This is a genomic window from Prosthecobacter fluviatilis, assembly GCF_055388355.1.
In genome coordinates this window covers 4,776,756-4,800,522 of the sequence record NZ_AP043782.1, presented here as the reverse complement: position 1 = coordinate 4,800,522, position 23,767 = coordinate 4,776,756, and the positions used below count along the sequence as shown (strand labels likewise).

At 59.8% G+C, this 23,767-nt stretch carries 26 protein-coding genes; 11 read left to right on the top strand and 15 right to left on the bottom strand.

Going from position 1 to position 23,767, the window contains the following annotated elements; all coding sequences use genetic code 11:
• Positions 1-73: 73 nt before the first annotated feature.
• The 5 genes from ACZ5WW_RS18775 to ACZ5WW_RS18755 are packed head-to-tail and all read left to right on the top strand — an operon-like array spanning position 74 to position 2,729.
• A complete protein-coding gene (locus tag ACZ5WW_RS18775; protein WP_377168799.1) occupies positions 74-661 on the top strand; it encodes a TetR/AcrR family transcriptional regulator in 588 nt (195 codons plus the stop codon).
• Between the two features lie 59 nt (positions 662-720).
• On the top strand, positions 721-1,035 hold the full coding sequence (trxA, locus tag ACZ5WW_RS18770; RefSeq protein WP_377168797.1) for a thioredoxin: 315 nt from the start codon (positions 721-723) through the stop codon (positions 1,033-1,035).
• A 40-nt stretch (positions 1,036-1,075) separates the two neighbouring features.
• A complete protein-coding gene (locus tag ACZ5WW_RS18765) occupies positions 1,076-1,519 on the top strand; it encodes a DUF5069 domain-containing protein (protein WP_377168795.1) in 444 nt (147 codons plus the stop codon).
• A gap of 49 nt (positions 1,520-1,568) precedes the next feature.
• Positions 1,569-2,327, top strand: a complete 759-nt coding sequence (locus tag ACZ5WW_RS18760; protein ID WP_377168793.1) for an SDR family oxidoreductase — start codon at positions 1,569-1,571, stop codon at positions 2,325-2,327.
• A gap of 12 nt (positions 2,328-2,339) precedes the next feature.
• Positions 2,340-2,729, top strand: coding sequence for a nuclear transport factor 2 family protein (locus tag ACZ5WW_RS18755; protein WP_377168791.1), 390 nt, complete (start codon positions 2,340-2,342; stop codon positions 2,727-2,729).
• Between the two features lie 3 nt (positions 2,730-2,732).
• Here the strand turns inward: ACZ5WW_RS18755 and ACZ5WW_RS18750 are convergent, their stop codons facing one another.
• From ACZ5WW_RS18750 to ACZ5WW_RS18715, 8 genes are all read right to left on the bottom strand, one after another.
• The gene (locus ACZ5WW_RS18750; protein ID WP_377168789.1) at positions 2,733-3,743 is read right to left on the bottom strand and encodes an ADP-ribosylglycohydrolase family protein; all 1,011 of its coding nucleotides are present in this window, start codon (positions 3,741-3,743) and stop codon (positions 2,733-2,735) included.
• A 52-nt stretch (positions 3,744-3,795) separates the two neighbouring features.
• A complete protein-coding gene (locus ACZ5WW_RS18745; protein ID WP_377168787.1) occupies positions 3,796-4,722 on the bottom strand; it encodes a hypothetical protein in 927 nt (308 codons plus the stop codon).
• 142 nt (positions 4,723-4,864) lie between these two features.
• Positions 4,865-5,371: an O-acetyl-ADP-ribose deacetylase gene (locus tag ACZ5WW_RS18740; protein WP_377168785.1), complete on the bottom strand. Its 507-nt coding sequence runs from the start codon at positions 5,369-5,371 to the stop codon at positions 4,865-4,867.
• Positions 5,368-5,874, bottom strand: coding sequence for a macro domain-containing protein (locus ACZ5WW_RS18735; RefSeq protein ID WP_377168783.1), 507 nt, complete (start codon positions 5,872-5,874; stop codon positions 5,368-5,370). Before ACZ5WW_RS18735 ends, ACZ5WW_RS18740 begins: the two co-directional genes overlap by 4 nt.
• Positions 5,871-6,419 (bottom strand): RNA 2'-phosphotransferase, encoded by a 549-nt coding sequence (locus tag ACZ5WW_RS18730; protein ID WP_377168781.1) that lies wholly within the window; start codon positions 6,417-6,419, stop codon positions 5,871-5,873. Before ACZ5WW_RS18730 ends, ACZ5WW_RS18735 begins: the two co-directional genes overlap by 4 nt.
• Entirely contained in the window at positions 6,416-7,342 is a 927-nt protein-coding gene (locus ACZ5WW_RS18725) for an ADP-ribosylglycohydrolase family protein (protein ID WP_377168779.1), read from the bottom strand. Before ACZ5WW_RS18725 ends, ACZ5WW_RS18730 begins: the two co-directional genes overlap by 4 nt.
• On the bottom strand, positions 7,339-7,911 hold the full coding sequence (locus ACZ5WW_RS18720) for an NADAR family protein (protein WP_377168777.1): 573 nt from the start codon (positions 7,909-7,911) through the stop codon (positions 7,339-7,341). The genes ACZ5WW_RS18725 and ACZ5WW_RS18720 overlap by 4 nt, the downstream gene beginning before the upstream one ends.
• Entirely contained in the window at positions 7,908-8,603 is a 696-nt protein-coding gene (locus ACZ5WW_RS18715; protein WP_377168775.1) for an NUDIX hydrolase, read from the bottom strand. The genes ACZ5WW_RS18720 and ACZ5WW_RS18715 overlap by 4 nt, the downstream gene beginning before the upstream one ends.
• Positions 8,604-9,090: 487 nt before the next feature.
• Between ACZ5WW_RS18715 and ACZ5WW_RS18710 the strand changes: the two genes are divergently transcribed.
• The 4 genes from ACZ5WW_RS18710 (at position 9,091) to ACZ5WW_RS18695 (ending at position 13,975) form a co-directional block, all read left to right on the top strand.
• Complete coding sequence (locus ACZ5WW_RS18710; protein WP_377168773.1) at positions 9,091-10,116, top strand: aspartate-semialdehyde dehydrogenase; 1,026 nt, start codon at positions 9,091-9,093, stop codon at positions 10,114-10,116.
• Between the two features lie 351 nt (positions 10,117-10,467).
• On the top strand, positions 10,468-12,147 hold the full coding sequence (locus ACZ5WW_RS18705) for a sensor histidine kinase (protein WP_377168771.1): 1,680 nt from the start codon (positions 10,468-10,470) through the stop codon (positions 12,145-12,147).
• The gene (locus ACZ5WW_RS18700) at positions 12,144-12,827 is read left to right on the top strand and encodes a response regulator transcription factor (RefSeq protein WP_377168769.1); all 684 of its coding nucleotides are present in this window, start codon (positions 12,144-12,146) and stop codon (positions 12,825-12,827) included. The genes ACZ5WW_RS18705 and ACZ5WW_RS18700 overlap by 4 nt, the downstream gene beginning before the upstream one ends.
• Positions 12,828-12,898: 71 nt before the next feature.
• Positions 12,899-13,975 carry a dipeptidase gene (locus ACZ5WW_RS18695; protein ID WP_377168767.1) on the top strand — a complete coding sequence of 359 codons (1,077 nt, stop codon included), beginning with the start codon at positions 12,899-12,901 and terminating at the stop codon, positions 13,973-13,975.
• A gap of 47 nt (positions 13,976-14,022) precedes the next feature.
• Here the strand turns inward: ACZ5WW_RS18695 and rtcA are convergent, their stop codons facing one another.
• Genes rtcA through ACZ5WW_RS18675 form a run of 4 tightly spaced genes read right to left on the bottom strand, consistent with a single transcriptional unit; the run spans position 14,023 to position 17,687 of the window.
• Positions 14,023-15,048: an RNA 3'-terminal phosphate cyclase gene (gene rtcA, locus ACZ5WW_RS18690; protein ID WP_377168765.1), complete on the bottom strand. Its 1,026-nt coding sequence runs from the start codon at positions 15,046-15,048 to the stop codon at positions 14,023-14,025.
• Positions 15,045-15,434: a hypothetical protein gene (locus ACZ5WW_RS18685; protein ID WP_377168763.1), complete on the bottom strand. Its 390-nt coding sequence runs from the start codon at positions 15,432-15,434 to the stop codon at positions 15,045-15,047. Before ACZ5WW_RS18685 ends, rtcA begins: the two co-directional genes overlap by 4 nt.
• 27 nt (positions 15,435-15,461) lie before the next feature.
• Positions 15,462-16,952 (bottom strand): RtcB family protein, encoded by a 1,491-nt coding sequence (locus tag ACZ5WW_RS18680; RefSeq protein WP_377168761.1) that lies wholly within the window; start codon positions 16,950-16,952, stop codon positions 15,462-15,464.
• A gap of 42 nt (positions 16,953-16,994) precedes the next feature.
• Positions 16,995-17,687: a hypothetical protein gene (locus tag ACZ5WW_RS18675; protein WP_377168759.1), complete on the bottom strand. Its 693-nt coding sequence runs from the start codon at positions 17,685-17,687 to the stop codon at positions 16,995-16,997.
• A gap of 195 nt (positions 17,688-17,882) precedes the next feature.
• Here ACZ5WW_RS18675 and rtcR point away from each other — a divergent pair, with 195 nt between their 5' ends.
• On the top strand, positions 17,883-19,487 hold the full coding sequence (gene rtcR, locus ACZ5WW_RS18670) for an RNA repair transcriptional activator RtcR (protein ID WP_377168757.1): 1,605 nt from the start codon (positions 17,883-17,885) through the stop codon (positions 19,485-19,487).
• On the opposite strand, the gene ACZ5WW_RS18665 is transcribed toward rtcR, so the two are convergent.
• Positions 19,488-20,243 (bottom strand): pseudouridine synthase, encoded by a 756-nt coding sequence (locus tag ACZ5WW_RS18665; protein ID WP_377168755.1) that lies wholly within the window; start codon positions 20,241-20,243, stop codon positions 19,488-19,490.
• Between the two features lie 110 nt (positions 20,244-20,353).
• On the opposite strand from ACZ5WW_RS18665, the gene ACZ5WW_RS18660 reads away from it, so the two are divergent.
• The gene (locus ACZ5WW_RS18660) at positions 20,354-21,067 is read left to right on the top strand and encodes a L,D-transpeptidase (protein ID WP_377168753.1); all 714 of its coding nucleotides are present in this window, start codon (positions 20,354-20,356) and stop codon (positions 21,065-21,067) included.
• A gap of 3 nt (positions 21,068-21,070) precedes the next feature.
• On the opposite strand, the gene rsgA is transcribed toward ACZ5WW_RS18660, so the two are convergent.
• Positions 21,071-22,195: a ribosome small subunit-dependent GTPase A gene (gene rsgA / locus ACZ5WW_RS18655; RefSeq protein WP_377168751.1), complete on the bottom strand. Its 1,125-nt coding sequence runs from the start codon at positions 22,193-22,195 to the stop codon at positions 21,071-21,073.
• On the bottom strand, positions 22,183-23,700 hold the full coding sequence (locus tag ACZ5WW_RS18650; protein ID WP_377168749.1) for an OpgD/OpgG family glucan biosynthesis protein: 1,518 nt from the start codon (positions 23,698-23,700) through the stop codon (positions 22,183-22,185). Before ACZ5WW_RS18650 ends, rsgA begins: the two co-directional genes overlap by 13 nt.
• Between the last annotated feature and the right edge of the window lie 67 nt (positions 23,701-23,767).

Here is a 23,767-nt window from a genome sequence, read left to right as displayed (position 1 = left end):
CCCGTGAGTGCGGAGCGGGTGTTTGAAAAAGCATTTGACGAATTAGACCAATCAGTCTAATCACTCCAATATCATGAGCGACCGGACGACCAAAGAACGCATTCTCGACGCAGCCGAAGGGCTGATGCTCGAGAAGAGCTTTCACTCGGTCGGGCTGAACGAGATCCTGGAGGCCGTGAAGGTGCCGAAGGGCTCGTTTTACCACCACTTCAAGTCCAAGGAGCAGTTTGGCGTGGAACTGCTGAAGCACTACGTGTCTGATGCCAATGCCTACAAAAGGCAGATGCTGCTCTCCCCTACGCCCGAGCCGGACCCGCTGCGCAGGCTGCTCAGCATGTGCGAGGGAACCATCTGCCGCGTGCTGGAAACGAAGGGAAAATGCCCCTGCCTGGTGCTCAAGCTGGCGGCCGAAGTCTCTGACATGAGCGAACCCATGCGCGAGGTGCTGGCCGAGGGAAACCGCGAGGCCATCGCCATTCTGGAGCAGGTGCTGCAGGAGTGCATCGAGAAGGGCAAAATCGCCAAAACCATCCGCCCTGCCGAGATGGCCCGGATCATCCACGACCTCTGGAATGGGGCCATGCAGCGCTCGATCGTGTGCCGCGACGTCACCCCGCCGCGCGAGGCGCTGGATTTTATTCGCACACTTCTCGCAGCCTGATTTTCTTTTTAGCCGTAAATAAACCGACCGGTCTATTCTTGAAACCAAAAACGCATCCTATGAAACCCATCGCCCTCACCTCTGAAACTTTTGATGCCACGCTCTCCGGCACCGACCAGCCCGTCCTCGTGGACTTCTGGGCTGAATGGTGCGGCCCCTGCAAAATGATGGCCCCCATCCTCGACCAGCTGGCCACCGAGCAGGAAGGCCGCGCCATGATCGCCAAAGTGGACATCGACGCCTATCCCGACCTGCAGGCCCGCTTTGGCATCCGCGCCATCCCGACCCTGATCGTCTTCAAGAATGGCCAGCCCGTGAACACCATCACCGGCGTGAAGAGCAAGGGCTTCCTCGAAACCGCACTGGCTGCCTGATTTTTCCTCAAAAACCCAACACAAACAAAATCCCCACTCCATGTCCATCGACCTGACCCAGCGTCCCCCACGCAGCCCACGCGTCCGCCTCGGCGGTTATGTGATCCTGCCCCGCCTGCTCGACAAATGCCGCGCGGAGATCGCCGGCAAGAACGGCGACTACCACTACAACTGCCCGCTGGATCAGCGCTTTCTCAGCTTCACCGGAATCGACCCTGAGGCACTGAAGGCCGAGGCCGCCAAGGGCCTGGGAGACGGCGACATGTTCTCCTGGATCGAGAAGACCGCGCTGCATCAACGCAGCGACTATGAGATTGCCCACTGGAGCGAATTCCGCGAAAACGCCGTGCCGTCCGACAACGAAAGCCGCGAATACATCAGCGCGCAGATTGCCAAGGCAGGCGGTGCGGCACGTGAAGACATCGGCACGTGGTTCGATTTCCTGGACTTCGATGACTACGTCTCCTTCGGCGGCAAAGCCTGAATTCATTCCCCAGCAACCCCACACTCTCAAAACACACCCGTTCAACAATATGCAAACCTCATTCCAAAACAAAGTCGTCCTCATCACCGGTGCCACCAGCGGCATTGGCAAAACCAGCGCACTCGCCTTCGCCAAAGCCGGAGCCAAGGTCGTCGTCAGCGGCCGACGTGAAACCGAAGGCCAGGCCGTGGTGGCCGAAATCAAAGCTGCCGGAGGCGAGGCCACCTTTGTAAAAGCCGACGTGGCCGTGGAGGCCGATGTGGCCGCGCTCGTGACCAAAACCGTGGCGACGTATGGCCGCATCGACGTGGCATTCAACAATGCCGGCATCGAATCCACCGGTCCCATTCCGGACGTGACCGAGGCCGACTACCGCCGTGTTTTTGATGTCAATGTGTGGGGTGTCATTGCCTCCATGAAGCATGAAATCCCTGTGATGCTGAAGCAGGGCGGCGGCGTCATCATCAACACCAGCAGCGTGGCCGGACACATCGGCATGGGCGGGGTGAGCGTGTATGTGGCGAGCAAGCATGCCGTGGAGGGACTCACCAAATCCGCCGCGATGGAATATGCGAAGCAAGGCATCCGCGTGAACGCGGTGGCACCTGCTGCCATCGAGACCGAGATGTTTGACCGCTTCACCGGCGGCAACGAGGACGCGCTCAATTACATGCGCAATCTGCATCCTGTGGGTCGCGTGGGGCGGTCGGAGGAAATCGCCAATCCCGTGCTGTTCCTGGCCAGCGATGCTGCATCGTTCATCACCGGCATCTCGCTGAATGTTGACGGCGGCTTCCTGGCACAGTAACAGCCGCGCATCATGACCCCGCTCGAAACCGTCCGCGAAGTGTACCGCGCCATGCGCGCGGGGGATGACGCCGCCTTCACCGCGCTCTGCACCGACGATCTCGTCTGGCAGCAGAGTGCGGGGTTTCCCGGCGGCTCCACGTGGCACGGAGCCGCCGCTGTGATTGAAAATGTCTTCCGTGCCAATGCCAGGCGCTGGACCGGCTTCAGCTTTACCGAGGAGGAAATCTTTGGCACCAGCAGCCGAGTGGTGGTGCTGGGTCACTACAGCGGCACCGCTCCTGCCACAGGCAAGGCCATGAGAGCCGCTGTGGCCCATGTGTATGATCTGAGAGACGGCAAAATATGCCGCTTCCGCATGTTTGCGGACACCCAACCGATGTGGCAGGCGCTGACCGCCTAACCATCAATAAGGAGGGAGCATGCGGCGAAAGCCGTGCAGGATCACGACGGCGAGAAAAAACAGGTTTCTCAGCAGAACGGCGGGCCAGAAATAGCGTGGCGCATGATCGTTTCCCGAAGCCAGGGCGTCCGCCATGCGTCGGATGTAATCGAGCGAGCGGGGCCACTCCCATATTCCGTCGATCCAAGTGCGTTGGATGCCTGCCTCTCCTGTTTCAGTGCCACAGATGGCTCCCGTAATGGCCGCGACGGTGTCGGTGTCGCCGCCGCAGGCGATTACTGAACGCAGCGCTGAGCCGAAGTCTCCACGATGCCGCAGCCAGGCATAAAGAGCCACGGCAACGCTATTCGGCGCATAGCCGCTGACTCCGTGAATGCAGCCTATTCTTTCTGCGTATTCGCCGACGGACATGCCTTCCTTGAGGCAGTCCTTCAATACAGCGAACCTCATCCGCATCTCTTCGGTTTGTACCAGCGGCTCGAGCTCAGCTAGAATTGCCGCCTGTTCCATGCCTTTTGCAGCCAAAGCCGCCGCCTCCGCCACGATCAGTGCGGATTCCTCTGCATGAGGTCCGCGATGAGTCACACGACATAGAGCCAGCGCCATCTCGCGCCGTTTCTCTGCATTATCACCAAACACCACGCCAATCACAGCACTTCGCATTGCCGCACCGTTTCCAGCCGATTTGACACCTGCCCGAGAAGGAGGGAAACCCAGCCAAAGTCGTATCACCGCTCTGGCAGTACTGAGCCCCACGCCCGCCGGAAGAGCGAGAAACCACCAGCGCAGCTCCCACGCAAACGCGCGCTGCACCGCAGGCATGTCTCCACGGTGTTTGGCCAGCGCCGCCGCGACCATGAGCGTATGCTCTGTGTCATCACTGAACATGCCGCGCCCAAACACAAAGCGATGATCCTGGCCCAGTGCAAACTTGGCCACCCGCTTCCGCGACAGCCCCTCCGCAGGCAGGCCCAGCGCATCTCCGACTGCGGTGCCCAGCAGGCAGCCAAGCAAGGCATCTGTAGAATTCGGTTTCATGATTTGGATGATATTTGGCCGCACAAAGTCAATTCCCGTCGCTGTGTCCCCAGCGGAACTGCAGCGCCTCCACCTCGTCGATCACAGAGGAGGTGGCTGTTCGCACACCGTCGTCTGTGACCAGATTGATGAATGCCATGGCATCGCCAAATGGCGCGCGGCCATCTTCAGCACCATAGTGAAGAATGAGCCGGCCTATGCCTGCCATGTGAGCGGCGAGGATCTGCAGCAAGGCCATCAGCGTGCGGTTGCCGCCGAAGGCACCGCAGCCCCACCAACCGGTGTGGATTTCAACGTCACTCGCCAGCACTTGGTCGCGCTGCGATTCAAGCCGTGCGGCCACAAAGCCATTGTAAGCGGTCTGCAGAATGTCGGTGATCTGCCTGCGGGTGTAGGCACCGGTGCCGGTCGGCGAAGAGATTGCCAGTATGTTGGAGGGAACGGCTGGTTTAAGCACTGTCAGCGCGCTCATCACCTGCTCCGCCGAGGCTTTACGAAAGTCGTTCCCATACAGCGGGCTGAGATTTGTCACCGTACCGCCGACCAGAACTTCCAGCCAGGCGCGCAACCCGGACTTGGCAGATGCAGTCCTGCCAGTCAGATCGAGCACGCACTGTCGTGGCACCTGAGAGACCAGCACGGGCGTACTCACTCCATTAGCGCGGGTAAGTGCTGGCAGTTCTTCATGCAGCAACACCTCTCTGATGGATCCCAGCAGCGGATGCTCCAGCACCTGCCACTCATCCTGCGCCATCAGGGGTGATCCATACGCAGCGAAGAGACGCGGATCAGCAAAGTTCAGGTGCCATACACCTGCATTTGAGGTGCTGTAGGTGAAGAAACCAGGCTCAGCACTCACTGCACAGCACCCAAGCCTTATCTCTTCCGGCAGCAGCCCCATGCTCCAGCGCGTGAGACGAACGCGCCCCTGCGGATGCCTGCCTTCCTCAAGCACACGTTTGTAAACGGCTTGCTTGTGCGCATGCCGCCACACAGGCGGGAAATCTGCCGCCAGTTGCGCGGCATCCCATTCTTTTTCTAGAATCAGCGCAGGTTGGTTCATGGCAGGGGTATCAGTTCAATGGAAGCCTCCGCATTCATACGATCAGCGCCTGATAGCGCGCCAAATCCTCCCGTCCAAAGCAGCAGAAAATCACACTCTCGATGGAAGTGGGCGTAGCAAGGAAAGCACGCACGGTCTCCACGGCAATCTCCGCCGCCAGATCTGCTGGAAAGCAATACACTCCGGTGGAAATGCAGGGAAAAGCGATGCTCTTCAGCCCATTCGCCGCCGCCAGTTTCAGGGAGTTCTCATAGCATGCCCGCAGCAGCTCCGGCTCTTTGTTGCGTCCGCCATTCCAGATCGGACCAACGGTGTGAATGACATGCCGCGCCTTTAGCCGATAGCCCTTCGTCATCTTAGCCTCGCCTGTACGGCAACCGTTCAGCGTGCGGCATTCAGCGAGCAACTCAGAGCCAGCCGCGCGATGGATGGCACCATCCACCCCACCGCCTCCGAGGAGGGAGGAGTTGGCGGCGTTGACGATGGCATCCACGTCGAGCGTGGTAATGTCGGCTTGGATAGTTTTGAGAAGGGTATTCATGAGGGTTTAAGATCGTAAACAGTGACAGGAATGCCACGCTGACAAAGATGCGTGATCAGCAAAGGTTCGACGAACTCCCATCGGCCACCTGCGAGTCCACAGCCGATTCTTGGCATGTGCACACTGGCCTTGGTTTTCAGAGCGTGATCGCCCACTTTGGCCAGAGCCCGGTCTATGGCCTCATAACGGACTGGCGGACTTCCTCGCTTTTTGAGTCCACGGGAGATTCCGTGCTGCCCTATCATGTTGGCGACCCAAATGTCATTCGTGACTTGAACGAATTGAACTTCTCCCAAAGCAAATTTTGGCATATCAGCGGGAGCCTTGCTGAACCAGCGGCGATACTCCGACTCGGGCTGCTTCCAGCGCTTTGAGAGAGCGCAGACAAAGCCAGCACCCCATGCACCCACGTCATTGCAGACATGGGCGATCAAGGCAGGCCCTCCACCAATGGGCACAGTGGCGTCCCCCACGCAGTAGGTGATGGCGTTTGAGGGCGTCATGCAGGGAATTGAATAAACTCCACCGGCACATGCTCCACGAGCCAGACGCCGTTGGTGCTGCGGTAGAAGGTGTGTCCAGCAGTGCTCATGGCGGCGGCGCGGATGGTGAGGAGAGCAGGCTTTCCATGACGAGCGCCGACTTCCATCGTGATTCGTGTTTCTGCTGAGAGATGCACATGATGGCGCTCCATCTTGAGCAGCCCTTGTGCACGAATGAAATCCAGAAACCGAGTGGCCGTGCCGTGGTAGAGCACTTCGGGAGGAGGCATCGGCTCATAAGCCAGATCCACCTCGATGGAGTGCCCCTGGCTGGCGCGAATGCGTTTACCATCGGCACTGAACTCAAAGCGCTTCTTGGCGTTGGTGTCCACGATGTGCCGCAACTGATCGCGTGTAATGGGACGTCTTGCCCTGGCACAGCCACATAGCAGCTCCTCCACGTCTGTCCATCCGGCGGAATCGAGGGTCAGAAAGGCCGTTTCAGGCTGATGACGCAGCACCAGGCTGAGAAACTTGCTGGTGCGGGTGGTTTGTTCGGGGTTCATTGAAATTCTAAATTGAGTGGTTCGCGAGATGCCAGCCACTCGTCTGGGATTCCAGCGCGGCCTATGGAAAGGGCTACCAAGCTGCCGACGATGGCGCAGTTGGTGTCCATATCGCCATGGACTGACACTGCCGTCCACAAGGCTTCGGCATAGTCATCGGGATGACGGCATGCACACCACAGGCAGAAAGGCACAGTGTCAGAGGAGATCACCTGTGAGCCGTTGCCCAGTATCGACGCCGCGGTTTTGGGCGAAAGCTCCAATGGTAATGTCAGCGCCTTTTTGAGCCTCCAGTAAGTTTCTGTTTGGGGCATATTGGCCAGCACAAAACGAATCATCTCAAACTCTTGTGATTTTGAGGTTTCACGCTGCAAAACCATCCAGGCGGCTGCAAGCGCCACGGCTATTGCGCCAGTCTGACCATCCTCGTGTGCATGGGTAACCTGGGCTGATTTGCGGGCATGTTCGATCACTATCTGCAGATCATCCGCAAAGTAGGCACCTATGGGCGCGGCACGCATGGCACCACCGTTGCCGCAAGAGCCTTCACCATCAAAGACACGCCCTGCAGCCTCCTGCCACGCCACGCCTTGACCAATCGCCTGCAAGATACCACGAGCAGTGCCACCGTAGCCGCGATCCGGCTCTCTGGCATACTCCCTGGCAAACTCTTTTGCAAGCCAGTCAGGCTCTATTGCCCGATGCTTCTGCAAGCAACGCGTGACGGCGACTCCCATCACGGTGTCGTCTGTGTAGAACCACGGAGGCGGTGGAATGAAGCGTCCTTCCAGCCGTTGATCAGCCGTCGCAGCGGTGACAAAGAAAAAACTTTGTCCAAAAGCATCCCCCACGGACAAACCGTCGAGCGAAAGCAGCGCGCGCTGGAAGCGCTGGTCGTGATCTTGATGATTTTCAGAGCTCATCCGTTATTCTTGTTTAATTGTTGCCGCACTTCCATGAGGGCAAACCCCAGGAGGTTCAGGCCTTTCCAATGCTGAGGCTTTTCTGCATTGTCATCCGTGGCCAACATCCCGATGCCCCAAATGCGATCATATGGGCTGGCTTCGACGAGAACTCGATCGCCAGTCTGAAGCAGAAAAGTTTTCAGCTCCTCATGTTGGGCAAATTTTGCTCCGTTACCGCGCACGACAATATCCCACCGATGCTGCAACCACGCCCGGTCATCGAAATTGGCCACCTGCCGACCAAGCTTTTTGGCTATAGCAGGACTCTTGGCGGCGATGATTTTAGAGAGCGTGGCTTCATCATGGAAAAGCCGCGCTTTTTCAGCCATCATGTAGTGCTCGGCAGTAGCGTAACGTATACCGTCGACATCGAATGGATGCCCGGCCCACCACTGGCTGAAGCACGACTTCGTCACAGACCCGTCTTTCGATGGAGTATGTCCCCAGAAAAAAGCCCACTTGGGACGCCATCCCATCTGCATTGCCTGGCTGAGTTCGGTCTGTGTCCGCGGTAATGTCGTATTCATATCTCAAACAAAAATCCCTTCTTCTTCAGCTTCTCATACCGCACGGGATCGAAGCGGAAGAGCTGGGCGGGGCGGTGGGTGCCTTCGCGGTGGGTTTCTTTGAGGGGGACGAGGAGGTCGTGGCTGAGGACTTTTTTGCGGAAGTTGCGCTTGTCGAGCGGGGTGCCGAGGACGCTCTCGTAGAGGCGCTGGAGCTGGGTGAGAGTGAACTTGGGCGGGAGAAGCTCGAAGCCGATGGGCTCGTAGCGGAGCTTTCCGCGGAGGCGGGCGAGGGCGGTGGCGAAGATCTCGGCGTGGTCGAAGGCCAAGGGCGGGAGGTCTGACACGGGGAACCAGCGGGCCTCGGCGGCGTCGGTGGAGGCGGCGGTGGTGTGGTCGGCGGGTTTTGTCAGGGCGTAGTAGGCGACGCTGACGACGCGCTCGCGGGGGTCGCGGTCCACGGTGCCGAAGGTGTAGAGCTGCTCGAGGAAGACGGTGCTGAGGTTGGTCTCCTCCTCGAGCTCGCGGCGGGCGGCTTCGTCGAGGGTTTCCTCCACGCGAACGAAGCCGCCGGGGAGGGCCCAGTGGTCTTTGAAGGGGGCGAGGCCGCGGCGGATGAGGAGGACCTGCAGCGCAGCCCGCGTGCTGTCGAAGCCGAAGACGACGCAGTCCACAGTGAGCGCGGCGCGCGGGTATTCATAAGTGTATTTCACACACGAAGTAATGTTTTAATTTTACACTAAGTCAAGGATGGGATTTGTGGGGAAGAAGGATGACGTCCAGTTGCGCTGAGACTGGGCAGGCGGTTTGGGCGTTAGGAGGGCGGCAGGGTCGCTCGGGTCTCAGTTGCGGCGCAACTGAGCAACTTTGCTGGCGCGCGTCGAGAAGCCTGGGAGGAGGAGGAAGCTGAGAGAACGGGGAGAAAGCGGACGCTGAGGATGATGCGGCGCTTTGGGGGAGAGCGGGGCGGATGGGTCGAGGACCCATTCTTTGCTGAAGCTTCGAAGGGCAGGCAGAGTTCGAGTAAGAGGACAAGGACGAGGACGATGCGAGGCCCGGGAGGAGGAGTATGAGTAGGAGGAAGAGGAGGATTGGGGGAGCTGCGCCCCGGTGCCCCACGCGGTCCTTGCATCCATGCTGGGAGGGGGTAGTATCGCGGCCCCCTTGAACCAACCCCATCGTTAGAACCGTTAGAATACCATGAGCACCCTGAAGAATGTCGCCATCGTCGGAGCCACAGGCGCTGTGGGCGCGGAGATGATCCGCTGCCTGGAAGAGCGCAAGTTTCCCGTGGGCCAGCTGACCCTCCTCGCCTCCGCACGCAGCGCCGGGAAGAAGCTGAAATTCAAGGGTGAAGACATCACCATCCAGGAGCTGACGCCGGATTCCTTCAAAGGGATCGACATCGCGCTGTTCAGCGCGGGTGGTGGCATCTCGCGTGACTTTGCCCCGCATGCGGTGAAGGCCGGTGCGGTGGTGGTGGACAATTCCTCCTTCTTCCGCCAGGACCCGAACGTGCCACTGGTGGTGCCGGAGATCAACGCCGCCGACGTGAAGAACCACAAGGGCATCATCGCGAACCCGAACTGCACGACGGCCATCTCCCTGATGGCGCTGTATCCGCTGCACCAGGCCTTTGGCGTGAAGCGCATCTTTGCCTCCAGCTACCAGGCGGTGTCTGGCACGGGCGCGCAGGCCATCGAGGAACTGGCCAACCAGTCCCGCGAGTGGGCCTCCCAAAACCGCGCCTGGGATGCGGCGAAGCTGGACAGCAAGCCACATGTGTACCCGCACCAGATCGCCTTCAACGCGATCCCCCACGTGGATTCCTTCCTCGACTCCGGCTACACCAAGGAGGAGATGAAGATGGAGAACGAGGGGCGCAAGATCATGCACCACGACAAGTTCCGCGCGTCCGTGACCTGCGTGCGCATCCCGGTCTTCCGTGCGCACAGCATCGCCATCAGCGCGGAGTTTGAAAAACCGGTGACAGTGGAAGCTGCGCGTGAAGTGCTCAGCAAGGCCCCTGGCCTGGACGTGCTGGATGATCCGGCCGCGAAGCAGTACCCGCTGGCGCTGGACATCGCGGGCCGTGACAACTGCGCGGTGGGCCGTCTGCGCCTGGACTGCGCGCTGGACAACGGCCTGTGCTTCTGGGTGGTGGGCGACCAGCTCCTGAAAGGCGCTGCGCTGAATGCCGTGCAGATCGCGGAGTGCCTGCTTTAAGCAGCCGCAGGCTGACCAAGCCATAAAAAATCGCGAAGGCGGGCTCCTGAAGAGCCCGCCTTTTTGTCTTTCCTCCTCAAAACACCGCGGTCTTACAACTTCCTTACAACCTGCTCACAAGGTTCTGACTCATTTTCCTCTAGGTGTAGAATGCTGTAGTTAGATCTGAGGACTGCGGCGTGGGCCGAATCTTGTGATCCTACATTTCTACTGTGTGGGTTATCCTTCTGGCTGTTGGAGATACCTGAGAATCACCGAGGCGGACTCACAAGGTCCGCCTCGGTATTTTTATGGATTTTATAAAATTTAGATGACCGAATAAATCGCGGGGCTAAATTATACGCCTCGCGAATGCTTCAACGCCGCTCCACGATCTTGTTCATCATCCTGGTGATTTTGCCACTGGCCCTGCTGGCGTGGCTGGGAACGTACCTGATCCGTGATGCGGAAAAGCGCACCGACGCCTCCATGCAAGCCGTTCTTGCTGAGAGGCTTAGCGCGGCAGATCAGCACATTCTGCACGACATGCGGCAGCTGACCGACCGGCTGGATGCCTGGGGAGCGCAGAGCATTGGGTCAGCGCGCCTGATGTCTGAGCGGCTGGCCACGCACCCTTGGATCGCGCAAACCTGGGCTGTGGCCGGAGAGGGTGAAAAAGTGCCGCTGGAGTCCTTTGAGGGACGTGCAGGTTACCAGCCGGGGAAGATTTTCGATGCCAAGGAGCGCGTCCAGGCGATCTTGGAGTCCACGCGAAATCCTGACAGCATGCCGCAGTTTGTCTCCATGCTGGAGGATGGCGGACCGCCCTTTCAGCGCATCTACACCCCAGGCAAGCTCCCGGGCATTCAGCAGCGCTCCTCGCAGTGGATGACGTACATCAAGATGTTTGGCTACCACATTGACGACAGGCCGGTGCTGTCAGACGCCCCCATGTCCTGGAGCGGCTGGCATGTGGGAGACTGTGTCTTCATCTACTGGCACCGCTTTGCGGACGGCAGTCTGAGCTGCGCGCTGATGAACCCGCAGATGCTGATGCACTCTTTTTTTCAGCGGCTGCCGCAGCCGGGGCTGGCCATCCCGCCCGGGCGGATGATGCTGACCACGGTCAAAGGCATACCCCTGCATGAATGGGGGAAGAGGCTGCCGGGCTCTGAACGCCCTCCGGCTGCGCACCGTGCGTGCTCGGAGCCGCTGTCCCAGTGGGAAATGGCCTACACGCCGGCGAATGAGGAATTTCCAAAGCCCTACTTGTTTCCGATCCTGCTGGGGGTGAGCTCCGGCATCGTGCTGGTGTTTGTGGTGGGGTGGCTGTACTTCCACGAGAGTGCCAGCGAGATCCGCGTGGCGCAGCAGCGTGTGACCTTCGTGAACCAGATCTCGCATGAGCTGAAGACCCCTCTGACAAACATACGCCTGTATGCGGAGATGGCGGCGCATCGTGCGGAATCTCAGGGCGACAGCATCGCCAAACGCCAGCTGGGGGTGGTGGAGGCCGAGACCTGCCGCCTGGACCGCCTGATCCAGAACGTGCTGAACTATGCCAGGCAGCAGCGCGACAAGCTGACCATCCAGCCCAAGGAACTGGCGCTGGATCAAACCGTGTCGCGCATTGTGGAGTTCTGGAAGCCGCTGCTGGAGAACAAGGGATTTGAGATCGTGACCTCGCTGCAGGGCCCCGAGACTGTGATGGCGGACCCCGATGCCATCGAGCAGATCCTCGGCAACCTCATTTCCAATGTGGATAAATACGCCAATGCGGGCAAGTGGATCGCCATCCGCACAGAGCACGATGAGCGCAACACGCGCATCATCGTGGAGGATCGCGGGCCAGGCATTCCCACCGGCAAACGCCGCACCGTCTTCGAGCCCTTTGAACGCCTGCGCTCAGACCTGGCCGAAGGTGTGAGCGGCACCGGCATCGGATTGACCATCTCGCGCGAACTGGCACAATTGCACGGCGGCTCCCTCACCGTGTGCCCCAACTACCGCGAAGGCGCACGATTCATTCTCTCAATCCCGAACAAACCATGACCAAAATACTCATCGCCGAAGACGACGACCACACGCGTGATGCGCTGCGCGAAGTGCTCACCATGGAAGGCTACGAAGTCATTCCCGCCAGCGACGGACTGCAGGCGGTGGATTTTTTCCGAGCTGAAAACCCCGACTTCGTCTGCCTGGATGTGATGATGCCCGGCCTGAACGGCTACGAAGTGTGCAAGCAGATCCGTCGCCAGGACGAAAAGGTGCCCATCCTCTTTCTCACCGCGAAGGCGGAGGAGATCGACACGGTGCTGGGCCTGGAACTGGGGGCGGACGACTACATGACCAAGCCCTTTGGCGTGAAGGAGATCATCGCGCGCATCCGCGCCATCCTGCGCCGCACCGCCTCCCGTGGCGGTGGCAGGACGGATGACGACTTCATGATGGATGACCTGCGTGTGGTGCCCACAGAGCTGCGCGCCTACCGTGAAAAGGCGGAGATAGCACTGAGCCCGCGAGATGTGAAGGTGCTGCGCCTGCTCTACGAGCGCCGGGGCAAGGTGATCGACCGCAACACCCTGGCCGACGAGGTCTGGGGCGTGGATTATTTTCCCGAAAGCCGCGCACTGGACCAGCACATCTCCCAGCTGCGCAAGCGCATCGAAAAAGACCCGGCGCAGCCACGCATCATCCGCACGGTGCATGGAGCGGGATATCGGTTTGAATGAGGTGTGGAGCATTGTGCGTAGAATGACGCTCGCTTCCGTCATTCAGCTCCCCACATTCGTCATTCATTCTCATGCTCACCTTCGACGCCCACCTCGACCTCAGTCTCAACGCCCTCGGCGGATTCAATCGCGACCTGCGCCTGCCCGCGCATGAGATTCGTCGGCGTGAGGCGGGCATGACGGGCAAAGGGCGCGCAGGAGGCACCACTACGTTTCCCGACATGCGGCGTGGCAAGGTAGGCCTGTGTGTGGCCACGCAGCTGGCAGGCTGCATGCCTGGGCCGTCTCCCATCGCCGGATGGATGTCTCCGGAGCAGGCCTGGGCGGAGACGCAGGGCCAGCTCTCCTGGTACCGCGCCATGGAGGAGGCCGGTGAGATGCGGCAGATCACCAATCTCAAAGAGCTGGATGGAATGCTGGCTCTCTGGAACGACACCTCGATTCCCGACGACAAAAAAGCCATCGGCTACATTCTCAGCCTGGAAGGCGCGGACTCCATCCGCACTGTTGGCCATCTGGAGAAGGCGTGGGAGCAGGGGCTGCGCGCCATGGGTCCTGCACACTACGGCGTGTGCCGCTATGCCCTGGGCCATGACAAGGTGGGCCCGCTGCCGCAGGGAGGCAAAGAGCTGATCCAGGAGATGGACCGCCTGGGCATGATCCTGGACGTGACGCACCTGAGCGATGACTGCTTCTGGCAGGCGCTGGAGATCCACCAGGGCACCGTGTGGGCCAGCCATAGCAACTGCCGTGCGCTGGTGCCTGATCCGCGCCAGTTTTCTGATGAACAGCTCAAGGCGCTGATCCAGCGCGGCGGTGTGGTGGGTGCGGCGCTGGATGCGTGGATGATGGTGCCCGGCTGGGTCCGTGGAAAGACCACTCCGCAGGAGATGGGACTGAAGCTCGAAGTGATCTGCGACCACATCGACCACGTGTGCCAGCTGGCGGGCAATGCTTTGCACAGCGGCATCGGCACGGATCTGGACGGCGGCTACGGCATCGAACAAACGCCGGAGGATCTGGACACCATCGCCGATCTGGCGCGCATCCCAGACATGCTGAGGAAGCGTGGCTACAAGGAGGAAGACATCGCCAACATCATGCACGGCAATTACCTGCGCCTGCTGCGTGAGGCGTGGGCGGAGTGATGGAGGGACGAACTTGGAAGTTCGTCCCTCCATCCTCGCGCGGTGCCTTAGCGGCAGCTGATGCTTTTCACCCCTGGGGCAGGCTCCTCCACGGCAAACTTCACGGGCAGGAACTGCTCGATGAGGGCCATGTTGGTCTGTGTATGATTGCTGATGGCGAGGGTATGGAAGACACCGCCGCCAGCCAGGGCCATGGGCAGCAGGAGCTGGTCTGCAAGATGCACTCCGACGGGAGCCTCAGAGGCGAGGTAGGAGAGCAGACCCTTCGCCGCACCTGTGGCCACGGCTTCTGCCGACCTGCCCTGCTGCGCGATGCCGCTGCTGATCTCGCACACGTTCTCAAAGCGTGCGCCCAGCAGGATGGCGTTGCCGGGGCCGGTGCTGTCATTGGCGTAGCGCAGATCGATCTGACCCACCGGCCACTCGAGCAGTTGGGTGGCAGTGGCGATTTCGCGCTCGGCGATGTCCCGATGCAGGTGGGCATGCAGCACGCAGCCGAATGCTTCGTGCAGCGCACCGCGCTCGATGAGTTTGAGCTTCTTCCATTTCTTGATGGGCCGGATTTCTACGGAGATGACTCCGCCGCCTGCCTGCATAAAGCCGGCGCGCTCCAGCTTCACCTCGGTCTTTGCACCGAGGCTCTGAATCACCGGCATGTAGCAGTGCTCGATGAAATCGAACGGCGGAGCCATGGGGTTGTGCGTGCCGCCTTCGATGCGCAGTGTGCTTGCGGCTTCCGCATGCAGCAGCGCGGGCAGCAGAGTCTGCAAAACGAGGGTGGTGCTGCCACCTGAGCCGATGGCAAATGAATAGTTTCCACCCATGACTTGGCCGGGACGGAACACAAGCTCCACCGAGCCGAGCTCTGCACCATCGACGCAGGCATCGCAAACTTTCGCCGCCGCCTTCACGCAGGTGAGATGCTGACGCATGAGGCCCGGCTTGGGCCGCTTGCCACGGATGTTGGTCATGCGGAAGGGACGGCCGGTGATCATCGCCAGAGACAGTGATGAACGCAGAAGCTGCCCGCCGCCGGAGTCGCCGGAGATTTGGAGGATGGGGATGGATTTCATGTTTGTTTGGCAAGCGTCAATGAGCCTGACGTGGCTGTGACCTCGGCTGGACCGCGTCCGAAGCGCAGAATGAGAGATTTCAACTGCCAGATCCCGAGTAAAAAAATCAAGAACCCGATGGCTATGAGAATCAAACAACCCGCTCCCGCCAATTTCGATTGGAAAGATTGAGGTTCGGGTTTGCGGAGTGCATCGACACGACGCACTCCGCTGAATTCCACACACTCGGCAGCAATGGGAGCTTTTCCCTCAGTAATCGCAATATCAATGGCATCGCGAAGGGCCATCAGACCGCTCCGATCACCAGAGAGAATCATCCCTCCAGAATCGTGATCCTCATCGACCTCAACCCATGTTGAAATGGGCTCTGTTTTTTGACTGCTCACAAATTGTTTAGATAACCGCTCATGTTTTCAATCATCCGCCTCCGCCGCATCCTTGATGACGAAACGGGCTTTGAGTTTGCACACCTGCTGGGCCAGACCGGCGGACTCGACGCTGCGGAGGACTTCTTTGAAATCCTTGTAAGCGTTGGGAGCTTCGTCGATCGGGTACTGGCGGGAGTTGAAAAGGATGTCGTGGGTGTCGAAGTCGGCGTCCACGGCCTTCTGGTCGAGGGTGCGTGCAGCGGCCTTGCGGCCCATGCAGCGGCCGGCGCCGTGGTTCACACTGTAGCAGCTTTTCACGGCATCGGGCTTGGCCACCATCACCACGGAGCCATCGCGCGGATTTCCGGGCAGCAGGATCGGGTGGCCGGTCTCGGCAAACGGTGTGTCCTTCAGCGCGTGGTGACCGCCTGGAAAGGCACGTGTGGCACCTTTGCGGTGCACCCAGGAGAGCTGGTTATTCACCACCTCCTGACGTGCGATGTTGTGGCTGATGAAGTACACGAGCTGGCCTTTCGCCCCTGGCAGCACTTCCTGGAAGGCTTCAAGAACGAGGGCATTGATGAGCATGTGGTTCACGGTGGCGAAGTTGGCCCCGAGCGCCATGTCATCGAGATAGGCGTCCGCTTCGGGTGTACCGAGCGGTGCATAGACGAGCTGCTTGTCCTCAGCCGGGAACGACATTCCCCAGGTGCGGAAGAAACCCTCCAGCGCCTTGAACTGGCGCTGCGCCAGGATGTTCCCGAAACCACGAGAACCGCAGTGGCTGAGGAAGGCGACACGATTATCCTGCAGGCCGAAGACTTCGGCGGTACGGCGCATGGCAGGATCATCGGCAAGCTGCACCACCTCGCACTCACCAAAGTGGTTTCCACCCCCGTAGGAGCCGAGCTGGGTCATCTTGTTCTCAAAGCCTGGGAAGCCGTTGAAGGCGCGCATTTTGTCCAGCCGCTCGTGCAGGGTGGAGATATTTCCATCGTGGCCGACGTGCGCGCTGTCCTCGCAGCGCAGCGCCCACTCCGGCGGGATGCCGAGTGCTTCGCACACGCTTTTGCTGGCGCCCTCAGTGCACACCTGCACACCGAGATCCGCGGACACACGACGGGATTTTTTCGCCTCGCGCTGACCACGGCCTGCGCCCGTAGGCGTGCGGGCTACGATGGCTTCGATGAGCCGGCGGCGGATCGTTTTGTCCACGATCTCCTCGGCAGGAATGTCCATCTGGAGGAGCGACATGGAGCACTTGATGTCCACGCCCACCGGGCCTGGATAGATGTGCGTTGGCGAAACCATCACACAACCCACCGGCGCACCGTAACCGGCATGTGCATCGGGGTTGAGCACGAGATCGGTCACGCCCGGAGCGGAGCGCGAGTTGAGAGCCTGGTCGATGCAGGTCTGGTCAAAGCCGGAACGAATGGCTTCGGTACCGATCACGGTGATCGGTTTACCGGCGTTGTTACGCGCAGGCAGGAAGGCTTCGGCTTCGGCGGTGATGTGGAATGGGGAGTCTGGCATAATGGTGTTTTGAAAAAAGAAAGAGGTGATGAATAAGTTGGATTATAAACTGATGTGACTTTGAATGACTCCGAGCAGCTTCTGCTCGGCTTCTAAAATGTGACGTGACTGAAGTTTGAACCGGCGAATGGGAGAACCGGAACGAGTCCAGGCAAAATCACGCCATAGTGCAAGAACGGCAGGGCCGTCTGAAATACCCTGTAGGCGATTCAACAATGCCTCGCCGTACGCCGAGAGGGAGGCTTGAAACCGCAAAGCCTCATCGCAGAGGCTTTTTCTGATTTGCAGTTCGAAGGATGGCAGACCTTCCTCGCGTGCGAGCATCTCCATTCGGCGCACCCGCAGCCTGCCAGCACGCTCCTTGTCTGCACGAGTGAGAGATTTAGGCTTCAAATGTTGTGCACGAACCAGACGCACGCAATAGGAGCAAAAGCAGTCGCAATCGCTGACATAACGGTCTTTGGGGCGGGCTTCGATGTCAAAAGAGGTCTCCAAGTAAGTTCCGAAAAAGTTCGCAAACGGCGTCATCTCATCTGCCAGTGGACGGCATTCATCCGGGAGATTGTAGAAATGTGCTTCCACCCAAATTCTGGCAGCATGGCCTGCGTCCGTCACATCATGAGCCTTCATGACGGGAACAAACCCCTCACGAATGGCATTGCCGAGCCACTGCAAAAGCTTGAAGCAGCGGTTTTGGATGGAGAGCGCGAATTCAATGTCCGTTTTGGAAAGCATGGCTTGGCGTTGGTTGTGTGCGTATGCCAGCCTCTATTGCTAGCCACGTGCCAAGTGCCTGAGGCTGGGGGAGCGAGTGAGGCTGGAAGCCTTGAAAAACAAGGGAAAGAAAAGTTTTCAGCCCTTTTTCAAGACCACTTCAGCTCTTGCGCTTTGTTACAGTTTATTATCTTATTAGATACAATTTTATCTTTAATGCCATACTCCAGACCAACCATCGTCTTCGGATTCCTCGGTTCGAACCTGGACCGTGCCTCTGGTCCGGAAAGATGGTCGAAATGGCGGCCTACGGTGGCAATGTGTCAGCAGGAGGATTTGCTGATTTCACGGCTGGAACTGCTGGTGGAGCCGAAATTTTCAGAACTGGCGCGGCAGGTGAAGGCGGACATCGAGAAAGTGTCGCCGGATACGATGGTGGTGGTGCATGAGTTCCCACTGAAGGATCCGTGGGATTTTCAGGAAGTGTATGAGCGGCTCTATGACTTTGTGCGTGGCTTCAGCTTCGACACGGACAAGGCGGACTACCTGATCCATCTCACGACAGGCACGCATGTGGCGCAAATCTGCTGGTTTTTGCTGAACGAGGCGAATTTCATCCCCGCGCGACTGCTGCAGACCTCGCCCTCGCGTGAAGGCGGGCGTGATGCGAGCGCGGCGGGGCGGTATGAGATCATCGATCTCGATCTCTCGAAGTATGACCGGCTCTCCACGCGCTTTGCGCAGGAGCAGGAGCGCGCGCTGGATTTTCTGAAGAGCGGGATCGCAACGAAGAGCAAGAGCTTCAACAAGCTGATCGGCCAGATCGAACTGGTGGCGGTGAACTCCAAGGCACCCATCCTCATCATGGGGCCAACGGGTGCGGGCAAATCCATGCTGGCAGGCCGCATCTACGATCTACGCCGCGAGCGTGCGGGACTGGGTGGCAGGTTTGTCGAAGTGAACTGCGCCACGCTGAGGGGAGACCAGGCGATGTCCGCACTGTTTGGCCACAGGCGCGGGGCCTTCACGGGTGCACAGTCGGACAGGCCAGGCCTGCTCAAGGAGGCGGACAAAGGGCTGATCTTTCTGGATGAGATCGGCGAGCTGGGGCTGGACGAGCAGGCCATGCTGCTGCGTGCGCTTGAGGACAAAACCTTTCTCCCTCTGGGAAGCGACAAGGCGGTGCAGAGCGACTTCCAACTCATCGCAGGCACGAACCGCGATCTGCGTGCGCAGGTGGCTGCGGGGAAATTCCGCGATGACCTGCTGGCACGCATCAACCTGTGGACCTTCACGCTGCCCAGTCTGGCAGAAAGGCGTGAGGACATCGCAGCCAATCTCGACTTTGAGCTGGAGCGCTTTGCCAAAACGCATCGGCGTCAGGTGCGCATGAACAAAGAGGCTCGGGAGACCTTCCTTAAATTTGCCCGCAGCCCGGAGGCGAAATGGAGCGCGAACTTCCGCGACCTGAACGCGGCAGTGACGCGCATGGCCACGCTGGCACCCCGAGGCAGGATCACCGTGGAATGCGTGGAGACGGAGATGGCGCGACTGCGCGAAGGGTGGCGCGAGGTAAATGCCAACATGCCGCAGACAGGAAGCACTGTGCTCAATGAGGAGCAGAGGGCGGCGATTGATCCTTTTGACCTGGCTCAACTCGACTACGTGCTGCAGGTCTGCCGGGAGAGCAAAACGCTCTCGGATGCGGGACGAAAGCTCTTCGCCGTCTCGCGCACCAAGCGGGCGAAGATGAATGATGCCGACAGGCTCAAGAAATATCTGGCCCGCTTTAAACTGCGCTGGGATGACTTGGCGGAGTGATCACACCGCAGGCTGACGAGCACGCAGTTTCGTGATCTCGTTCTTGCTGAGCTCGCGCCACTTGCCTTTTGGGAGACTGCCGAGCTCCAGCGTGCCGATCTTCACACGCATGAGGCGGAGGACCTCGATGTTGAAGGCTTCCAGCAGGCGGCGGATGTGGCGGTTGCGGCCTTCATCCAGGATGACTTCGAGCCACATGTTTTTTTCGCCGGCACGGAGAATTTTGACCGCCTTGGCGGAGAGGTGGCCGCCTAATTCTTCATCCTCGACGCCCTTCCGGATCTGGGCGAGACGCTTTTCATCCACAGTGCCGCCGATCTGCACGTGATAGGTTTTGTCCACATGCGTGTCGGGGTTGGTGATGGCGTCCGCCCAGGTGTTGTCATTGGTGAAGAGCAGGAGGCCCTCGCTGGCCTTGTCCAGCCGGCCCACGGGGGAGAGATGCGGCAGACGGGAGCCCTCAAAGCAGGAGTACACCGTCTCGCGCCCGAGCTCGTCTGAGGCGCTGGTGACGAGGCCGCGCGGCTTGTTGAGCATGACATACACCTGCTTTGCCTGATTGATGCTGACGTCATCCATGATGATGACGTCTTTTTTGAGCACCACGGGGAATTCGGGATTCTTCCGCACGACGAGGTTCACCTTCACCTTTCCCATGCGAATCAGCTCGGTGGCGCGGCTGCGCGAGCAGAAGCCCAGCTTTGACATGGCGCGGGCGAGTCCGGTGCGGGTGGGGGGGGGCGGCTGTTGTGACATGCAGGCAGAGTTAGCGCATGCGTGACAGCTTTGCCGGTGGAATCTGCTGGTGAAGAGGCATGAACGGGCAATAACTGCGGCACCAACCTCGTTTGCCAATAACGAACCGCATGACTTCACGACGCGCAACCAAGCTGATCTTTCCCCTGCTTGCCTGCCTGCTGCTGACGTCTCACGCATCTGCAGCGACGATCGACGCGATCACCTTTGCGGCCGAACCCGGAAAGCTGTTTTTGCCGGCCAACGAAGCGTTGGATGAGCTGAAATGGCCGGTGGCCCGGAATGATAAAGGAAGAATCTCTCTGCTGAACGAAATGGAAGTGAAGGCCGGAGTACTGCGCACCCTGCCAGACGGCACCGAACTGGTGAGCACCGATCTCCTGGCCCAGGCCGGAGCGCAGGTGGCAGCACCGGATGAAGAAGGTCGTGTGAAGGTGGGTGGATTGTTTCGAGGCTTCACCTTGAAGGTCGGAGCGCAGCGGGTGGTGGTCAGCCTCAAACGACAGCAGCTCCAGGGATGGCAGGGCGACCGCCTGGTGCTGCAGACGCACATCAGCTCCGGCCGCAATGGGCGCACGCCCGCAGGTGAATTCCGCGCGGGCCCCTTCCGCACAGCGATGCATTACTCCACGCTGTACCAAAATGCGCCGATGCCCTGGAGCGTGCAGATCAACGGCAATGTCTTCATCCATGGCTTCACCAGCGTGCCTGATTACCCTGCGTCGCATGGGTGCATCCGGGTGCCGCTGACGAATGGCAACCCGGCCAAGTTTTTCTACGAGTGGGTGCTCAATGGCACGCCTGTGAGCGTCACGAAGGATTGATGCTCAGGCGCGTGGCCTCAGGTCGCGCTCGATGTCCTCACGATCGACGCGGTTGCGCGCCTTGATTTTGTGGTCCCGCTTGTTGCGGCGCTCGACGGTCATCTGGCGTTTTTTGCGCTGCTTGCGCAGTTTTGCGATCTCGTCTTCCAGCTTCAAGTAGCCCTCATACCGCTCCGCATCCAGCGTACCAGCCTCCACCGCGCCGCGGATGGCGCAGCCGGCGTCGGAGCCGTGCTTGCAGTCGCCGTATTTGCACTGGCGGGCGAGTTCGTCGATGTCGGCAAAGCGTTCGCGCAGCGTGGTCTCATTCGTCCACATCTGCACTTCCTTGATCCCGGGGTTGTCGATGATGATGCCCCCCTTGTCGAGCACGAGGAGCTCGCGTGCGGTGGTGGTGTGGCGGCCTTTGCCGGTGATCTCATTCACCTCGTCCACCCACTGCCAGTCTTCCCCGAGCAGCAGGTTGACCAGCGCGGATTTGCCCACACCGCTGGAGCCGATGATGGCCACGCTCTGGCCGCGCTTGAAGTAATCTTTCAGCACCTTGAGCCCCTTGCGTTTTTTCACGCTGGTCACATGCACGTCGGCATCGGAATTCAGCGCCCGGATCGCCTCTGCGGCCTCCTGGTTTTGTTTGTCGGGATAGAGGTCGGCCTTGTTGACCAGCACGACGGCTTTGGCACCGCTGCGAGCGATGAGCGTGAAGTAGCGCTCCATGCGGCGCAGGCTGAAATCTGGACCGGCGTCGGTCACGACGATGACTGCATTCACGTTGGCGGCGATGACCTGCTCCTCGGCGCTGAAGCCGGAGGCCTTGCGGGAAAAGCAGGTCTGGCGCGGCAGGCGGGCGCGAATGATGTTGTCGCCATCTTCGCCGCCCACTTCCAGGGCCACCCAGTCGCCCACGGCGGGCAGGTCGGCGTCGGTTTCGGCATCGTGATAAACCTTGCCGCTGAGGATGACCTCAAACTCGTCAAAGCCCTTGGCTCCGTCCTCCAGCAGCGCGCCGTAGCTGATCTTGTTGTCACGGATGAGGCGCGCGGGCTTCCAGCCCTGGGCATGGTAGGGCTCAAAATGCTTCGCAAAGAAGTCATTCCAGCCGAGGTCGATGAGGCTTAGCGACGCCATTGGTACATCCAGCGTTCAGAGATGACCTTCTTTTCGTCCTTCAGCTCCATCATGATTTCCAGCAGGTTGGAGGCCTCGGGAATGTCGAGCTTGAAGAAGGCGCGCCAGCCGCCGGTCTCGTTGTTGCGCATCACACGCTTGTCCAGCACCTTGCCTTCGCCGCCGCTGAGCACCACGTCGATGTCGGGCGTCCAATCCTTGGGCTTGCCTGCGCCGGTTTCACCGCCCTTGGCAAAGTCGATCACGTAGAGGTGGTCGTCGGAATCCATGACAAAGCCACGGCGGGAGCTGATGACTTTGCACAGCGTGCCGGGCTCGTGCTGATCCAGCCAGCTCAGCTTGTACTCCACCTTGAGCGGCTCCTGGGGAGTGGCTGGCAGGTGGTCGGGCTTCCACATGGCCACGATGTTGTCCCAGGTCTCCTCGCCGCTGGAGAGCTCCACCAGCGTCACCGCACCTTTGCCAAAGCCGCTGACGGGCTGCACCCACACTGCCGGACGGCGGTGGTAGTTGGCCTCCAGATCCTGGAAGTTGTTGAAGTCACGATCACGCTCAGCCAGGCCAAAGCCCTTCAGGTTTCCCGTTTCGAAAATGCTCAGGCGCATGTCGCGGCTGACATCCAGCGGACGCCAGATGCTGGGGCCGCCCTCGATCTCGATCTGCAGGCCGTCCGAATCATGCACCTCAGGGCGGAAGTCATAGGGCTTGGGGTGTGAGTTTTCGCCAAACCAGAACATGCTGGAGAATGGGGCGATGCCGAGCATCTTGACCGCTTTGCGCAGGTGCAGAGTAGCCTTGATCTTCATCTCGGTGCTGACGCCCGGGGTGGACTCAAACTCATACGCGCCCGTGACGCTGGGGCCATTCAGCAGGGCCAGCAGCTTGAAGGACTTTTCCCCCGGCTTGGACTGCTGGAACCAGAAGTGGGTGAAATCGGGAAACTCCTCGGGCTCACCGCCGATGGTATTGACCGCCACACCACGCGCGGAAATGCCGTAGCCGAGCTCTGTGGTCACCGCACGGTAGTAGCTGGCCCCCATGAAAACCATGAACTCAAAAGGATGCTTCACAAGAGAGTCAGGCGCCAGCACACGGAAGCCGGCATAGCCCACTGGATTTTTGGCGCCGGCAGGTACTTTGAGCTCGCCGTAGTCGAAGTGGCTGCCGTCAAAGGGCACGCCTGAGGTCCTGGCATCCTGGATGTTGTAAAACACGACCGGCTTCTTGAACATCCAGCCGGGATGAAAGAACTCCACGCGGAAGACATCTCCCTGATCGGCAAAGAGCGCCTTGTCACGGCGAAAGCGGATCTGCCGGTGACCGTCATACTTCAGCCCTTCAAAAAAGGGATCCAGCTGCTGCGTGGGCGCCTGATAGGGCTGCAGGGCCAGCTGAGCGGCCACTTTTTCGAGATCGGCAAAGCCTTTGACCGATTCCAGGGCGACCTGGGCCGGACTCGATGATGCAGCTAGGATCAGGGCGGCAAACGGGAAGATGAATTTCATGCGGGAGGGGTGTGCTAGGATGCAGCACACAGGATGCCAGTCAACCTGTGTAGCAGGAAGGTCTTGC

What these genes read in the sequence shown, in the direction of transcription:
- ACZ5WW_RS18720 (WP_377168777.1), bottom strand. Translation starts at nt 7,911, where the DNA reads ATGAATACGACATTACCGCGGACACAGACCGAACTCAGCCAGGCAATG.
- ACZ5WW_RS18725 (WP_377168779.1), bottom strand. Translation starts at nt 7,342, where the DNA reads ATGAGCTCTGAAAATCATCAAGATCACGACCAGCGCTTCCAGCGCGCG.
- ACZ5WW_RS18755 (WP_377168791.1), top strand. Translation starts at nt 2,340, where the DNA reads ATGACCCCGCTCGAAACCGTCCGCGAAGTGTACCGCGCCATGCGCGCG.
- ACZ5WW_RS18680 (WP_377168761.1), bottom strand. Translation starts at nt 16,952, where the DNA reads ATGCCAGACTCCCCATTCCACATCACCGCCGAAGCCGAAGCCTTCCTG.
- rtcA (WP_377168765.1), bottom strand. Translation starts at nt 15,048, where the DNA reads ATGAAATCCATCCCCATCCTCCAAATCTCCGGCGACTCCGGCGGCGGG.
- ACZ5WW_RS18765 (WP_377168795.1), top strand. Translation starts at nt 1,076, where the DNA reads ATGTCCATCGACCTGACCCAGCGTCCCCCACGCAGCCCACGCGTCCGC.
- ACZ5WW_RS18665 (WP_377168755.1), bottom strand. Translation starts at nt 20,243, where the DNA reads ATGTCACAACAGCCGCCCCCCCCCACCCGCACCGGACTCGCCCGCGCC.
- ACZ5WW_RS18775 (WP_377168799.1), top strand. Translation starts at nt 74, where the DNA reads ATGAGCGACCGGACGACCAAAGAACGCATTCTCGACGCAGCCGAAGGG.
- ACZ5WW_RS18675 (WP_377168759.1), bottom strand. Translation starts at nt 17,687, where the DNA reads ATGCTTTCCAAAACGGACATTGAATTCGCGCTCTCCATCCAAAACCGC.
- ACZ5WW_RS18730 (WP_377168781.1), bottom strand. Translation starts at nt 6,419, where the DNA reads ATGAACCCCGAACAAACCACCCGCACCAGCAAGTTTCTCAGCCTGGTG.
- ACZ5WW_RS18740 (WP_377168785.1), bottom strand. Translation starts at nt 5,371, where the DNA reads ATGAATACCCTTCTCAAAACTATCCAAGCCGACATTACCACGCTCGAC.
- ACZ5WW_RS18695 (WP_377168767.1), top strand. Translation starts at nt 12,899, where the DNA reads ATGCTCACCTTCGACGCCCACCTCGACCTCAGTCTCAACGCCCTCGGC.
- trxA (WP_377168797.1), top strand. Translation starts at nt 721, where the DNA reads ATGAAACCCATCGCCCTCACCTCTGAAACTTTTGATGCCACGCTCTCC.
- ACZ5WW_RS18735 (WP_377168783.1), bottom strand. Translation starts at nt 5,874, where the DNA reads ATGACGCCCTCAAACGCCATCACCTACTGCGTGGGGGACGCCACTGTG.
- rsgA (WP_377168751.1), bottom strand. Translation starts at nt 22,195, where the DNA reads ATGGCGTCGCTAAGCCTCATCGACCTCGGCTGGAATGACTTCTTTGCG.
- rtcR (WP_377168757.1), top strand. Translation starts at nt 17,883, where the DNA reads ATGCCATACTCCAGACCAACCATCGTCTTCGGATTCCTCGGTTCGAAC.
- ACZ5WW_RS18650 (WP_377168749.1), bottom strand. Translation starts at nt 23,700, where the DNA reads ATGAAATTCATCTTCCCGTTTGCCGCCCTGATCCTAGCTGCATCATCG.
- ACZ5WW_RS18705 (WP_377168771.1), top strand. Translation starts at nt 10,468, where the DNA reads ATGCTTCAACGCCGCTCCACGATCTTGTTCATCATCCTGGTGATTTTG.
- ACZ5WW_RS18710 (WP_377168773.1), top strand. Translation starts at nt 9,091, where the DNA reads ATGAGCACCCTGAAGAATGTCGCCATCGTCGGAGCCACAGGCGCTGTG.
- ACZ5WW_RS18700 (WP_377168769.1), top strand. Translation starts at nt 12,144, where the DNA reads ATGACCAAAATACTCATCGCCGAAGACGACGACCACACGCGTGATGCG.
- ACZ5WW_RS18760 (WP_377168793.1), top strand. Translation starts at nt 1,569, where the DNA reads ATGCAAACCTCATTCCAAAACAAAGTCGTCCTCATCACCGGTGCCACC.
- ACZ5WW_RS18660 (WP_377168753.1), top strand. Translation starts at nt 20,354, where the DNA reads ATGACTTCACGACGCGCAACCAAGCTGATCTTTCCCCTGCTTGCCTGC.